General features: G+C 31.5%; 13 protein-coding genes. 1 reads left to right on the top strand and 12 read right to left on the bottom strand.

Annotation, left to right across the window (positions count from 1 at the left end; all coding sequences use genetic code 11):
* Positions 1 to 267: 267 nt before the first annotated feature.
* Positions 268 to 414 carry a DUF6266 family protein gene (locus BUA97_RS17495; RefSeq protein WP_394332924.1) on the bottom strand — a complete coding sequence of 49 codons (147 nt, stop codon included), beginning with the start codon at positions 412 to 414 and terminating at the stop codon, positions 268 to 270.
* 34 nt (positions 415 to 448) lie between these two features.
* Entirely contained in the window at positions 449 to 760 is a 312-nt protein-coding gene (locus BUA97_RS09850) for a hypothetical protein (RefSeq protein WP_139258295.1), read from the bottom strand.
* A gap of 432 nt (positions 761 to 1,192) precedes the next feature.
* On the opposite strand from BUA97_RS09850, the gene BUA97_RS09845 reads away from it, so the two are divergent.
* The gene (locus BUA97_RS09845) at positions 1,193 to 1,474 is read left to right on the top strand and encodes a helix-turn-helix domain-containing protein (protein ID WP_072997668.1); all 282 of its coding nucleotides are present in this window, start codon (positions 1,193 to 1,195) and stop codon (positions 1,472 to 1,474) included.
* A gap of 265 nt (positions 1,475 to 1,739) precedes the next feature.
* Here BUA97_RS09845 and BUA97_RS09840 read toward each other — a convergent pair whose 3' ends face one another.
* From BUA97_RS09840 to BUA97_RS09795, 10 genes are all read right to left on the bottom strand, one after another.
* The gene (locus BUA97_RS09840; protein WP_072997667.1) at positions 1,740 to 3,104 is read right to left on the bottom strand and encodes a phenylacetate--CoA ligase family protein; all 1,365 of its coding nucleotides are present in this window, start codon (positions 3,102 to 3,104) and stop codon (positions 1,740 to 1,742) included.
* 3 nt (positions 3,105 to 3,107) lie between these two features.
* On the bottom strand, positions 3,108 to 4,196 hold the full coding sequence (locus tag BUA97_RS09835; RefSeq protein ID WP_072997666.1) for a glycosyltransferase family 1 protein: 1,089 nt from the start codon (positions 4,194 to 4,196) through the stop codon (positions 3,108 to 3,110).
* Between the two features lie 3 nt (positions 4,197 to 4,199).
* Positions 4,200 to 5,087 (bottom strand): glycosyltransferase family 2 protein, encoded by an 888-nt coding sequence (locus tag BUA97_RS09830; protein WP_072997665.1) that lies wholly within the window; start codon positions 5,085 to 5,087, stop codon positions 4,200 to 4,202.
* A complete protein-coding gene (locus BUA97_RS09825; protein ID WP_072997664.1) occupies positions 5,087 to 6,178 on the bottom strand; it encodes an EpsG family protein in 1,092 nt (363 codons plus the stop codon). The genes BUA97_RS09830 and BUA97_RS09825 overlap by 1 nt, the downstream gene beginning before the upstream one ends.
* Positions 6,171 to 7,271, bottom strand: a complete 1,101-nt coding sequence (locus BUA97_RS09820; protein ID WP_072997663.1) for a glycosyltransferase family 4 protein — start codon at positions 7,269 to 7,271, stop codon at positions 6,171 to 6,173. The genes BUA97_RS09825 and BUA97_RS09820 overlap by 8 nt, the downstream gene beginning before the upstream one ends.
* 63 nt (positions 7,272 to 7,334) lie before the next feature.
* Entirely contained in the window at positions 7,335 to 8,387 is a 1,053-nt protein-coding gene (locus tag BUA97_RS09815; RefSeq protein ID WP_072997662.1) for a polysaccharide pyruvyl transferase family protein, read from the bottom strand.
* 4 nt (positions 8,388 to 8,391) lie between these two features.
* On the bottom strand, positions 8,392 to 9,384 hold the full coding sequence (locus tag BUA97_RS09810; protein ID WP_072997661.1) for a glycosyltransferase family 2 protein: 993 nt from the start codon (positions 9,382 to 9,384) through the stop codon (positions 8,392 to 8,394).
* Positions 9,384 to 10,391: a glycosyltransferase family 2 protein gene (locus BUA97_RS09805; RefSeq protein WP_072997660.1), complete on the bottom strand. Its 1,008-nt coding sequence runs from the start codon at positions 10,389 to 10,391 to the stop codon at positions 9,384 to 9,386. The genes BUA97_RS09810 and BUA97_RS09805 overlap by 1 nt, the downstream gene beginning before the upstream one ends.
* Positions 10,392 to 10,405: 14 nt before the next feature.
* Positions 10,406 to 11,872, bottom strand: coding sequence for an MATE family efflux transporter (locus BUA97_RS09800; protein WP_175546192.1), 1,467 nt, complete (start codon positions 11,870 to 11,872; stop codon positions 10,406 to 10,408).
* 95 nt (positions 11,873 to 11,967) lie between these two features.
* Positions 11,968 to 14,280 (bottom strand): GumC family protein, encoded by a 2,313-nt coding sequence (locus BUA97_RS09795; RefSeq protein WP_072997658.1) that lies wholly within the window; start codon positions 14,278 to 14,280, stop codon positions 11,968 to 11,970.
* Positions 14,281 to 14,283: the final 3 nt, after the last annotated feature.

Here is a 14,283-nt window from a genome sequence, read left to right as displayed (position 1 = left end):
AGGTTTGTTTTTTGCAAAGATAGTTTTTTTGAGAGGAGTTTTAAGTGGGAGGATTTGAGAGTTGGAGAGTTGGAAAATGTGAGGGTGTGAGGGTTGGAGGGTGTGCTATTGGACCTACAGAATATGGGATGTATTGTGGGAAGATAGGATTTTGGAAATGTCAGGTTTGGATATTAACTTTTACAGGATGCTAAACAGAATAACTTTAATTCAATAAAACAATCCCTTTTTTCGAAAGGGATTGCTTAGCTGGTATGCTATTATTCCTCAGGCTATCTCTATGCTTCCTGCATAAGAGGATAAGGATGATTCTATCCCGTCTGCAGAGAGAAAAGCTATCCAAACGTGTATCTGTCGACCGGACATATATGGCGGCACGCTGACCGTAAGCGTAGTATCAGTTCTCTCACCCATATTTCCGAGAAAAACCGGTCCCTTCTGTGTCTCATCAAAATACAGCAAACTGTAACTGATCTGCCATACGATCCGGATCTCCTGCCGCATTGTTGTACCACTCCACCCTAAATGTTCCCGCTGCTGCAGAACTCAATCCGGTAGGAATTGGTGCCAAGAGATTCCCATTTGAAAACTGGACCTCCGGGTATTCCGGAACGATAGTCATCAGAGCAAAATCCAATTTGAAAGCATTTAATAAATTGGTAATTGCCTGATTGTAGCAAGACCTCATCCCCTGTCTGTACCCGAAATAAAGCGATGCATAACCTTTGTAAGGCAAGATGAAGTCGTAGCATTTCTTCATCCTTTCCTGGATCAGCAACTGTTTTGGGGACGGTGCTTTTGTTTTTTTACGCGGCCGCACCTTAAGATCTCTGTCCCGTCTACGTTTGCCACTACGAGTCTTCCAGTTCTACCACTGGATCCTGACAATAAAGAATCATTTAATTTTTCCATAATTTTTTAATTTGATGATTAAACAAGTCAAAGGTAGAAAGCGAAGCTGCTCATTTTACTAATGCTTCCGAAATCTGCTAGAATTTTCCACTTTGCTATCGTTTTGATAGGCCTGTTATAGGGTTTTCATAGGCTTTCTATAGGGTTTGTTATAGCATTGGGGCTATTTGACGATGTGATGATATGGTGAGTAATAATTCGGATAATAGTTTTGGGATTTAGAAAAAAATAACTACCGCATTGGATTCGATTAACTTAGTTATTCAAAAACAACAATGCAATGAAAAATTATTTAAACTTAAGTGAATCCTTTATCAAACAGCTGATTTTGGCTCTTAAACTTATGATCGAGGAGTTGCTGAATTCCGAGTTTACATTCAGTCGCAAACAGATTATGACCGAGGCTGAAGTGGCAGACCTGTTGCACGTGAGCGAGCGTACCATGCGGCATTACCGTGCAGAGAAGCTATTCCACTATATCAAGCTGGAGGGGCGCATCTATTACCTTTCCATCATTTTTTATTTCGATCTTGTTGTTCATAGCCTTAAAAGTAGGTTGTGATGGTGCGGGATGTGAGTGGAGAGTTACGGGTAATGAGGTGAGGTGAGATCAGGGGTTTGGGTTACTCTTGGCGTTACTGAGAGTACGATGCGAACTTACAGATCAGAAAAGCTGCTTCATTACATCAAACTAGAGGGCGAAATCTATTATCTATCCATTACTTTGTATATTGATCTGATTATTAACAGATTGAAGAGTGCTTTTTGAGGATGGAATTACAAGGTATGTACTGTTAAGCAGAAAGTCTTTTGTGAAGTAAGCTTATTTATAAAAATTTTTTAATATTATTTTTAACTATTCTAAATTTTCCACTTTTTTCGACAGGTATATTTTCAACATAAGTTAAATTTATTTCCATATTAGTTCCTACTCTGTCATACCAATTTTTAAGAAAAATGGTTTCTACCTTTTCATTAAATAGTAAACTATCTTTTACAACTAAAATCTCAATCTTATCTATATGATTCTGTATTACTTGGAATTTAATTATACCTTTTGTATCTTTTAAAGTATTAGAAACATTTCCTAAGTTTATTTTACCATTTTCAGGTGAAAAAATAAAATCATCAATTCTACCTAAGACCTCTTTCACTAATGGATTGTGATTACCACAATCACATTTTTTATGACTATCTTCTAAGGTTATTGAGTCTCCAATATCATATCGAACAAGAGGGGTTCCATCGGTTGTAAATGATGTTATGATTAACCTACCCGATTTCGCGGGTTTATTTGTATGGTCTAAAACTTCGAATATGCCACTTTGCATTTCCAAATGTAAATTCTCATTTTTACATTCAAAAATAAAAGGAGCTCCTTCTGAAGAAGCATATTGATCGTATAATTTTGTCTTAAAAAATCTCCCAATTACATCTCTCATTTCCCGGGTTACAGTTTCTGCAGTAGGAAAGACAGCTTTTACAGTATTTTCAGGAAAAATATAGTTATTTTTAATACCAAATTTTGCTATTTCCAATATACTCGATGGAAACCCAACAATATACTCTGGAGAAAATTTAATGAGATCTTGCACATAACATTTTAAATATTCTTCCTTAATATGAAAAGTTGAATAGTATCTTACTTTATAAAAAAGGTCTGTTTTCCAAAATCTATTTTTTTTTACATCAGTTTTTGTAAGAAGATTCTTACCCGAAAACCAAGCTGTCTTTTTACCCAATTCATAGCCAAAACGAGCTCTAAAATCATCTAGCATCGCAAAGCGTTCTTGCATATTATCTTTGGTAAATAGTACCTCTAAGGATTTACCTGTTGTCCCACCAGTTTTGGAAACTATACCTTTCTTTTTTGGAATAGTATAAACCTGATCGATCTTTTTTCTTAAATCTTCTTTACTTACAATCGGCAACAAATTAATATCATCTAAATCCACCAATTGATATTGACTATAAAATCCAGATTCTTTTTTAGAGTGTGAAAGGAATTTTCTGAATCTCTCTTTTTGAATCTTCATTAAATCATCCAAAGAAAGTTTCCTATTTTTAAGGAATTCTAACCTATATTTTCTATAATTATTCCCATATCTATCCTTGTATGCCAAATAATTAAACATGGATATTAAAAATCCTTGTAAAAAATCAGGAAGAATTTGGTAGAGTTTTTCTTTCATTTCTTAATGATTAAGGTATAACTGTTCAACTTTTTTTGCTACAAATTTTATATTATATCTCGATTTAGCTACTTCGTTATTATATGCCATCCTCTCGTTCAATATTTTAGTCTCGGTTATTGCTTTTGACCAGTTAATTTCATCAATATAAATACTCATACGAATAACCAAGTCGGTTAGATCTATTTCTGTAGATAAGTCTTTAGATATTATTGATGGAAGTCCTGCAGCCTGAGCTTCAATTAATGAAAGAGGAAAACCTTCAAAAAAAGAAGGAAATATAAAGGTGTCCATGACATTTAAATATTCATTTGCATTGGAAATAATACCTGTAAGAATGACTTTATTTTGGAGACCTAGTTCTTCTATCTTTAATTCTATTTCCCTTCGTAATTCTCCATTACCAATCAAAATTAACTTAGAATTACTATTATTTTCGACAATTTTTTTGAATACTTTAAAAATAAAATCGTGATTTTTAACTTTACTAAAACGTCCTACATGTCCAACTACGAAATCTTGTTCATGTATATTCATCTTTTTCCTTAATCTACTTCTTAAATCTGGATTAAACAGAAACTTGTCAACGTCTATTCCGTTTGACAATACTTCATAATTGTTAATTCCAAACAGCCATTTTCCTGCATTATCTGAACAAGCTAAATTGCGTGTTGAAAAATTCTTTAAAAATTTTTTCAAAGAATTTTTCATCAATGACTTTCCTTCCGTAGAATCTGCATGGCTGTGAGCAATCCTATGTGGAATTTTATTTTTTTTTGCAATAGCTAAAACAATTGTACTAGTTGCATTAATATGAGAGTGAATAGTATTATATTTATGTTCTTTTAAAAATAACGTAAATTCTTTTTTATACCGAAAGAATGTAAATGGAGATAGAGCAGGTAATATAAAAATTTCACCCCCTAAACTTTTAATTTCTTCATCAAAAAAACCTTTTTCATTTCTATGTACAAGAAAATCGAACTGGATTTTAGTACGATCTATGTTACGATAAACGTTCATAATAAAGTTTTCTATTCCACCCATATTCATTACGGTTACTACTTGCAAAATTCTAATAGGAAAATCCATTTTTCATTTTTTTATTTTAAATCTAATATACAGATTCAGTAAAGCCCCAAAAGGGTACATCAATAAACTAATAACAGGATTTACACCTCTAAATGCCAGCAAATAATCTTTTGAAAAAATCGCAGCTGATACTAAATGAACATAAGCTCTTAAAAGTTCACCAATATCCGATGCATTCTTTATGTGAATTTTCCTCGCATATGCAAAACCTTTGGGTGATTGCTTGTATTGTTTTAAAATTGTATGCGAAGATCCTTCCGGCTGATATTCAACAATACATAGCACTTTATTTAGGAAAACAAATGGTTTATTTTTGCCCATCAATATATATAATGTTCCAAGAGGTACAAGCTTTTCTTTTTTAAATTCCGGATATAAGGGATAGCGTTTAACTTCTTCTGTTCTAAGCACAAATTTTTTATCTCCTTTTGCTTTATGTTTTTTAAATAAATCATTGTAAGAACCTAAAGATATATCTTTGGGCATTAATGTACCTATAATATTGCCCTCAGAATCAGAATCTAATCCGATAAAACCAGATATATGGTTCTTATCTGGAATACTATCCCATCCCAGCAATATGCTTTTCACAGCGTCAACAGGCATCTGGTCATCCGAATCAATACAAACATTCAACTCAGTATTTATTAATTTATAAGCTGCATTGTGACCCGTGTGCATCCCTCCATTTTCCTTATAATGATAAATTATTTCGATTTTATTATCCTTTATCCATTTATGAACAATCTCTCTAGTATTGTCAGAAGAACCATCATCAATTATTAACCAAATAAAATCATGTGAAGTCTGATTACACAGACTTTGATATAACTTAGGAAGAAGATAAGCTCTATTGTAAGTTGGAGTAAAAACAGTAAGAGTTTTATTCATTATTTGATCACATTCATAAAATAAGTAAACATAAAATATATCAATAAAATTATTCCAAATGTTTTATATTGATCCTTCCACATCTTATACCTAAACATTGGATAGGCAATTATTGCAGGCATCAAAAACCAAGATAAGTATGCAAACCTATTACTAAAAGCTGCAGTAATTACTAGTACCCAAAACGCATTAGCAATACAATATACTCCAAACATATGGATATAAAATCTATCTGTAATATTTTTTTTAAAAATAAAGTAGTAACCCGCAAAAACGGCTGATGCGCTATAGGTAAGGAAATCCCAACGAAAACCGGTTTGGGAAAACTGATCTTGGAATTTTTCACCACCAACAAGATAACCTTGTGTCCTATCTTCTGCGAAACCTAGTGAGGCAAAAAGGTTTGCCCATACGCTACCGCCGATTAGAGAGAGTGGGATTGATGCAATCCAGATATAAATATACATTTTGGGATTTTTATATATTCCTGAAATCAATAAGGATATGATTGGAATTATTAACGAAGCATGCATAAAATATGACAATAGAAAACTTGCATACATTAATAGTTTCTGTTTATAAAAATACAACCCTAATATAAATAAAGATGCTCCTAAACCATTTCTTATCCCATTTACTCCAAATGACCAAAAAGAAAATGATCCAACGAATATAAAGAATGCAAAAAACCAATATATTCCAAAATATCTTTTAGAAAACAAGTAACAAGGAAGTATATAAATGATATCACATAAAAGAAAAAAGCCTTTAACATCCATGAACTTACTACAATAAGCCATAAAATAATTAAATACATAATCTTTTTTTATTATAACATCTGATCCCTGTTGTAATTTTTGATATGCACGTGCGTAATGCCAAGAATCTCCAAAGCCGCCACTTAGCGGGCGTAATCCCATATACAATGTTAAAAAAATAGCATAACAAGCACCTAAATAGCTTATGATGATAATACCAACATGATCATTCAAATCATATACTAAACAGTAAATAACAATAATGAATACTATTGCTAAAAGTATATTGTAATGGACTTCAGTATAAACAGTCGATGGAATCCAATCAAACATTAGTTTTTAGTTCTTTAAATAAATTGTCCCATTTTTTAAAAATTTTCTCACCAGAGTAATTCTCACTAGCTTTTCTAGCATTTAATCCTATACCCCTTCGTAATTCTTCATTTTTAATTAATTCTTTAATTTTTTTGACAAATGTATCGTCATCTTGGTAAGGAACTACAAAACCATTCAGACCACTGGTTATCATTTCTTTTGGTCCGTGCTGAAAATCAAAAGTAACTGAAGGAAGCCCACATGCCATAGCTTCAATTAATACCATTGGCTGACCTTCGTATCTTGATGTCATCAGAAAAATAGATGACTCTAAGTATTTGTTTTCAATGTCCTTCGCCGGATTTTTTAATATAACTTTATCTTGCAGATTATGCTTGTCTATTTGAGATTGTAGTTTTAATGTTTCATCTTTTTTTCCGTAAATAAATAATATCCATTCGGGAAAACTTTTATGAACTTCCTTCCAAATATCAATCATTCTTTCATAATTCTTTTGGTAGCTCTGCTTGCCAACTGCTATTGCTATTTTATTTTCTAACCTAGATATTTTTTCGGGAAAAAAAGGAAGAATATTTTCAATTACTTTTATATTTTCTTTATAGGTCCATTCAGACATATTTCCTTCATTTAAAACTACAAATGCATTAAAAAATCTGGATAGAAATTTCATTGTTGAAATTTTTATTGATGACAGTTTTTTACTTAAAAAAGACTGGTTATCATTAAAAAAAATATTATTAGAAACATGTCTTTCATAAATTACTGGTATTCTCTTGTTTGTAATAAATGGTATAATGAAAGCTTTCAAACCATCATCACAAACAATTATAATATCCGGATTTATTTCCTTAATTTTTTTAATAACTCCCGATATATATCTAAATATATATATAACCGGATTACCTTTTACAATAATATCATGAAAACATACTTGCTCGCTAAACTCATAAAAAAAATTTTGATCTGTCTTATTCAACCCTAAAATATTTACCTTATAATTATTATCTGCAAAAATTTTTGTTTTAACAGAAAGCACACGTTCTAAACCACCTACACCATTTACTCCGTTTGTTATATATAATAAATTCATAAACCAAATTATCTAAATATGAATAAAAGTATTTTAATAGTAAGAATATTAATTTTTAAGAATTTAATTTAATAGTTTTATTAATGGTGAATAATCTAAGTCACAATTAGTGATATAATTATCTCTTTGGCTTTGGAATTCTTTTATAAAACTTTCTACATCATTAAGATCAAAATTGCTAACGACTTTGATATTAGAATTTTTCCTGATCCAATCATATGTTTCTCTAACCTTGTGATTTGTATTCTGAAAAACCAGCGCTGGTGTATTAGTAATGTGACAAAAAATCATTCCATGTAATCGATCTGTGATGACCAATTTGCAATTACTGAATGCTTTCCAGATCTTGTTCAACTCATACTCTCTTTCTTTAGAATTTAGATTAGTATTACCTATATGGGTATCATAAAATTCGTATTTATTAAAATTATTTTTAATTAATTCAATCACAGAAGAGTTTTCCTCGGGAGTCAAGCGTTTTTCTTCATCTGCCCTCATACAGATTATGACTCCTTCCCGTTTTTTCTGCAAATTTTCTGAAAGACTTAATACAATATCAGGGGTAATGTAAATCTGATTATGATTAAACTCCAATTTCATTTGTTTGTAGGAAGTCTCTTCTCTAGCCACTAAATGTAAATTTGTGTGTCTACTGTAAATTTTTTTAGCAATAACCAGAGATTTCTTACCTAAAGATGAATCAGAAAAATCAAAAGTCTGCGGAAAAGAAATAATTTTATTGGCAGGGAAATTTTTTATTACTAATTGTCTTAGAAATTCTATCTGATCATACATCTCGCCCATATTACCACCTCCAACTGTCACGACAATATCTGCTTTAGTTATCTTTTCTTTGACAAACCAAATACCTTCAGCCGTCTTAGAGATTGGAATTTCAATTACTTCATAATTACTATTTTCTTCTATAAATTTGGTTTGGGCAAAAGTTATGGCACAATCACCTAAATTACCATAGTCGGCAGCCAAAAAAAAGAAAGCTTTATTTCTATCTTTACTAATTTCAATTCTTTTAAAGAAAGGATATCCTTTAAATTTTTGAATAAATAACAAAATATTGTATTTAAATCTAAAGCTGAAAATTGATGATAATGTCATTAAATTATTTTATGGTTGCGGCAAATATCGAAATTATATTATAATTTTTGTTTTTTATTAAAAATTTGTATAGTTGACTAAAATTATTATCTGGTTTGTATTTATTAATATAAGTTACAGTATTAGAATTATAAAGCATAGCTTTAACATATAACCTTTTCTCTTTAAAGCTTAATTTATTTTGAAACGCAAACAAATTATGAATACAATACCTAATACTCTGTACTACAAGCATACCTAAAAGGTTATCCTTATTTTTAAACTCCCAAATTTCAAAAAAATCTCTAAGTCTATTTAATTTCCATATATTCAATTCAAACGAATCCTTGTGAAACTTTTTAATTAATGTTGGAACTTGCCTATTAATATAATGGTAATAAGCTTTATTAATAAATCTTATTTCTGATGACTTTTGGTATATTGTTGAATTGAATAGAATATCTTCTACAAGTGAAACTCCTTTTTCAAAATATAAATTATTTTTTTCTAAGAAGTCTTTACGATATACCTTGTTCCAAGCATAACCCAATAAACCCAATAAATCCGACGGCATGTTTGTATCCTTACCTTTTATAAGTATCTCAATATTTGGCAATTTAATACTTTGAGATGTAACAACATCTTCCAAATTTTCATTATCCTGAATATAACCAAATATAACAAAATCCTTTCTTTCCTTTTCTAAAACAGTTATAGCATCTTCTAATAAATCAGGCTCTATCCAATCATCACTATCCATGAAGTATACATACTTTCCCTTTGCTCTTTCCAATCCATAATTTCTTGCGTCCGAAAGACCTCCGTTCTCTTTCTCCAAAATAATAATTCTAGAATCTAAAAAAGATTCTGCAATATCTTTGGAACCATCAGGAGAACCATCTATTACAACTAAAAGCTCAAACTCTAGAAAGGTTTGTCTTAAAATAGATTCAATACTTTTACTTATATATTTTTCTACGTTGTAAACAGGAAGGATTACAGAGACAATTGGTTGCATTATATTTTTTTAAAGTAAATGGAGAGAAAAATTGTTAAGAATAGCGGTTGATTGTACTTCATCAGGTTATGAATAATGCTAAAGAAACGACTGTCCGTGCTTTCTTCAATCTTATAATTCGTTCGGTAATCTCTAATCTCAGGTATATTTAATATATTAACTATCGACTTATATCTTTCAATAAAGCTTTTAGAATTTGCCGGCTTTCCTTCTTCAAAAATAGCTTTTCCTGCGACCCTGAAATAATGATATAGTTTTTCTTGCTTAGACACGGTTTTATATCTTTCTAAAATATCAAATAAAGCATCCTTTATCTTCTTAGCTTCGAAATAATAATTTCTAATATAATTTAATGTAACACTGTTTCCCGGTTGTCTATTATAATTATAAGTATATGCATTTACAAATTTAATCTTATTACAACGCAGCGCATACTGAAGGACAAAAATTAAATCCTCTCCTCCAATTTTTATTTTCTCATCAAATCTGATATTATTTTCAATAATTATTGATTTTTTATACATTTTATTCCAAGGTAGATTAGTTAAAATAAAATTATGATTATCATAAAAATCATCAGGATTAAACTCTCTACTCTCCAAAGAGTTACTTAAAAAGCCAGATCTTTTATTGACTCTATCAGAAAAAATATCTTTGATATTCGAAATGACGAGATCAGTATCGGAAACATTTTCCATGAAAACTTCCAAAAAATCAGAATCAACCCAGTCATCATGATCTACAAAACATACATATTCTCCTTTTGATTCATTCAAACCAACATTTCTTGCTGAACTTATACCCCCGTTTTCTTTATTTATTATTTTTATGCGATTATCTTTGGATGCATACTCTTCACATATTGTTAAAGAATTATCCGTTGAGCCATCATTAATCAAAAGTACTTCAAAATTTTTGTATGTTTGAGAAAGTACACTTTCCAAACATTTTCTTAAATATGATTCTACATTATTATAAATAGGTATAATTAAAGAAATAGCTATCATTGTATCGAATTTATTTATTTTGATCTTTTAAATTTACTATTAACCGCATTGATGATAATTTTTTTTTCATTTTTGTTTAATCCTATTAATAAAATTAAAATAAAAAATAATAACTCAAAAAACAAATTAATAATTAAAAAAACTGTCAAGTTAGAAGGATTTATTAATGACTGTTTAAAAATAAAAACACATAAAAAGATATATAGTCCAAAAATGAAAATATTTTTAAAATAATCTAATGAATTATTTCGAGATAAATTATTTAGTTTTTTAACAAACCAAAACCTGTATAAAAAAGTCAGTAAGCTTAAAATTAGCTTGCAGATAAGGACTATTATTGGGCTATAGCCTAATTTTAAAAGTATATGTGCTAATGGGAGGTTGAGCAATAACAGGATTGAGATTAAAACCTGATACTTTTTTATTTTACCATAGGCATAAACTGACATCCAGAACGGTCCTGAAAGAGCATCTATTAAAGAACTTAAAACTATTATCCGGGTAAATGAAACGACATAATGTGGTAGTTTATCTCCAAGCCAAATTTTTAAGATGAATTCCGTATTGATTAATACTGGTAAAGCAAGTATTGCTAAAAGGTAGAATGAAAGCTTAGACGAAGTAAATATGAGTTTTTCATGCTCATCTTTTTTCCCTAAAGCATAAGACTGCGTTATCTGTGGATTGAATGCCATTTGAAAATTACTAACAAAACCATAAATAGCAGCATTTATTTGATTAGCTATACCTAATGCGGCATTAACCGTAACTCCAATAAAAATATTTAATATTAAGCTGAGACCTTGATTTGCTCCTACAACAGCAATATTACCAAACAAATTCCAACCAGAAAAAGTAGTCATTTCTTTTAATATCTTTTTATCATAATTTAAATTTAGAGAGCTTACTTGTTTGAAATTCTTAAAACAATACAAAGCATACATCATGTTTACAACCAGATTTACAATCATTAATAACATAGCATAAATAATTAGATGATCGCCAGTAAAAAATAATAATAAATAAACAATAATTAATTTCATTACAGACTCAAAAATGCCTAAATAGGCATAAAAAGACATTCTTTCATAGGCAATTATCAGCCCACTGTAAGGAATTCGGATAATGTTTATAATTGTTGTAATAATAGAGAATTGATAAACCCAATTCGCTGCATATAATCGGCTAAAAGGAATATTAAGTTTATAATTGAGAAACCATAATCCTACTGTCTCTCCTAGTATAAGCACGATAAAGCTTATGATAACATGTACATACATACTTGTACAAAAAACAGTATTTATCGCTTTACTTACACGATTAGCGATCTCAAAATTCAGAAATCTTTGAGTTGCGGAAGACATAGCACCATTTAAAAATGAAAAAAGAACAACAATACCTCCTACTAAGTTGTATATTCCAAAATCTGGTATACCTAAAGTTTTTAGAATGACACGAGAGGTATAAAGTGATATTGCCATATTAAGCAACATCCTAAAATAAAGGAAAAAAGTGTTTTTGGCAATATTTTTATTTGATATCACTTGGACAATAGCATTAAATCAAAAAATGAAAATTAAAAGTATTTCCTAAATCCTTTTTTTTCTATATCCGAATAATATCCGTAGCCATATTTATAGCCATATTTAGAATATTCCGGCTTTACGTTATTCAATACAAACACCATATTACTTACCTCATTATCCTGCTTGAATCTGATGGCAAAATTCAACATTTCTTTTTCTGTAAGCTCAGACTTCAGCGTGTAAACAACAATATCTGCAATATCAACCAGATGTAAAGAATCGCTTACCAGCATCAGTGGCGCAGAATCCAATATAATGTAATCATAGTTCTGCTTCAGCATTGCAATCATAGCATCAAACTTTTTCATATCCAGCAGATCATTAGGATTAGGTGCTTTTGTCCCACTGAACATCACATGCAAATTCTCTACTAAGCCCGAATTGACAATATATGACTCTGCACTGCTATCTTCTGAGATCAAATAATCTGTCAATCCTTTTTTCCGCTCCGGTATAAACCGCTGGAGCTGAGGGTTTCTGATATCCGCCCCTATCAACAACACCTTACCGCTTCCCGCCAGTGTGACTGCCGTATTGGTAGAAACAGTTGTTTTCCCTTCACCTTTGACCGATGAAGTGATAAGAATAACCCCCCCTTTATATATTTCTTTGGATCTGAGCAAGAATTTAAGATTAGAAGTCAGCATTCTGAATGATTCAGCAAAAATGGTAAAATCATTACCACTAACCAGCGGCTTAATCTCATCTGCCTGCGGAATTTCTGCAATAACAGGTATATTGGATCCCAAACTTTCCACATCTTCTCTTGAACGGACTTTGGTATCCAGTATGTTCTTAATAAATATGATCAGCAATGGCAATATCAAACCGATGAGCAAAGCCAATATCCGAACCTGTGTGTAATTAGGCTTTACAATGCCAACGGTATATGCAGGATTTACGACTTTTGCCTTTGGCGTAGTGACCGCCATGGTAATCGCATTCTCTTCCCTTTTCTGCAAAAGATATAGATACAGCGATTCTTTAAGATTCCTCTGGCGTTCAATATTACGGAATATGCGTTCCTGAGTAGGATATTTAAGAATTGAAGCTCTATCCTCGCCAATCTCCATATTGGTCTGTCCAATATTTTTCTGTAACTGAAACCTGCTTTCCTGTGCGCTGCTGCGAATCAGGTTCATCAATTCTGCCAGATCCTTATCCAAAGCCCGGATGGCAGGATTGACAGCAGTTGCCTGCTTGAGCGTTCTTTTTTTAAGCAATAACATCTCATTATACTGTCGCAATAACGCTTCGGTAGCTTCCGGCATTCCCAAACCTGTAGGAAACAGTTGCTCTTTGCCTGATGACGCCATGCTAAAAACCGCATTCAGAATCTCTAGCTTGGAAGACTCCGCAAAAATATTTTCTACATTACCGGACAAACGGTTGACCGCTATACCCGCCTGTACATCAAGATCTGTAATTTTATTTGCTTTCTTAAAATTTTCCTTATCCAGCTCAATTTTTCCAAGGTCTCCCGAAATTAAATCTAATCTGCCGTCTATAAATTCCGCCGTATTTTTAGCTTCCGCATTTTTATCGGCCACTCCATCTAAATTATATTGGTACGCCAGTTCATCCAGTATATCCTCGGATTTTTTTGGCACCTCTCCATTAATTGATATCTCCATCAGCAGCCCGTTAGGCAGTTTCACATTAAGACTGCTCTCAAGGCTGTTCGCAACCACTTTGGTGTTTTTGAAAACCACCAAGTTTCTATACGGTGGAAAACCTTTATCGTTCTTAGTAAAAGAAACACTGCCCCAAGGTAAGATTATCAATTCTCCGTAACGAAAAACCTCTTTATTACCAAGAAGTGGTCCTTCTGACAGTTTAAAATTGTCTTTACCAACCGGCTCGATATAATAAGATGCTCCTATAAAATCCTTCTTATTATGATGGATCTTAGCCAAATAAGGTGATAAGTTGTAAAGTTCTATTTCCCGAATCTTCCCTTTGGCATAGAAGCTGACAGCCAGATTCAAATTAGCAACCACTTTTTCTATTACCGGCTTAGAAACAATAATAGCTGCCTCTCCCTGCAGCTCATTATCTCCACTAACTCCCATACCCAGATTCTTGAGGTCAGACAAAGCCCCTTTGTCCGTCTTGGTTTCCTGAAACAACAGCATGGTTTTGGAGAGATACTGAGGCTGTGTATATTTGAGATAAAAGTAAGCTGCCAGATAGAAAATAACAACACTGGCAATAATCCATGGCCAATGCTTCAAAAATCTAAACAGCTCTTTTTTGAAATTTATTTTTTTATGGTTTCCCGTCTGCGGATCTAATAATTCCATTGG

It is taken from the genome of Epilithonimonas mollis, from assembly GCF_900142325.1.
GTDB lineage: Bacteria > Bacteroidota > Bacteroidia > Flavobacteriales > Weeksellaceae > Epilithonimonas > Epilithonimonas mollis.
Note: the sequence above shows the minus strand (reverse complement) of the source record. Positions and strands in the feature narration are given on the sequence as shown.

What these genes read in the sequence shown, in the direction of transcription:
- BUA97_RS17495 (WP_394332924.1), bottom strand. Translation starts at nt 414, where the DNA reads ATGGGTGAGAGAACTGATACTACGCTTACGGTCAGCGTGCCGCCATAT.
- BUA97_RS09850 (WP_139258295.1), bottom strand. Translation starts at nt 760, where the DNA reads ATGAAGAAATGCTACGACTTCATCTTGCCTTACAAAGGTTATGCATCG.
- BUA97_RS09845 (WP_072997668.1), top strand. Translation starts at nt 1,193, where the DNA reads ATGAAAAATTATTTAAACTTAAGTGAATCCTTTATCAAACAGCTGATT.
- BUA97_RS09840 (WP_072997667.1), bottom strand. Translation starts at nt 3,104, where the DNA reads ATGAAAGAAAAACTCTACCAAATTCTTCCTGATTTTTTACAAGGATTT.
- BUA97_RS09835 (WP_072997666.1), bottom strand. Translation starts at nt 4,196, where the DNA reads ATGGATTTTCCTATTAGAATTTTGCAAGTAGTAACCGTAATGAATATG.
- BUA97_RS09830 (WP_072997665.1), bottom strand. Translation starts at nt 5,087, where the DNA reads ATGAATAAAACTCTTACTGTTTTTACTCCAACTTACAATAGAGCTTAT.
- BUA97_RS09825 (WP_072997664.1), bottom strand. Translation starts at nt 6,178, where the DNA reads ATGTTTGATTGGATTCCATCGACTGTTTATACTGAAGTCCATTACAAT.
- BUA97_RS09820 (WP_072997663.1), bottom strand. Translation starts at nt 7,271, where the DNA reads ATGAATTTATTATATATAACAAACGGAGTAAATGGTGTAGGTGGTTTA.
- BUA97_RS09815 (WP_072997662.1), bottom strand. Translation starts at nt 8,387, where the DNA reads ATGACATTATCATCAATTTTCAGCTTTAGATTTAAATACAATATTTTG.
- BUA97_RS09810 (WP_072997661.1), bottom strand. Translation starts at nt 9,384, where the DNA reads ATGCAACCAATTGTCTCTGTAATCCTTCCTGTTTACAACGTAGAAAAA.
- BUA97_RS09805 (WP_072997660.1), bottom strand. Translation starts at nt 10,391, where the DNA reads ATGATAGCTATTTCTTTAATTATACCTATTTATAATAATGTAGAATCA.
- BUA97_RS09800 (WP_175546192.1), bottom strand. Translation starts at nt 11,872, where the DNA reads ATGGCAATATCACTTTATACCTCTCGTGTCATTCTAAAAACTTTAGGT.
- BUA97_RS09795 (WP_072997658.1), bottom strand. Translation starts at nt 14,280, where the DNA reads ATGGAATTATTAGATCCGCAGACGGGAAACCATAAAAAAATAAATTTC.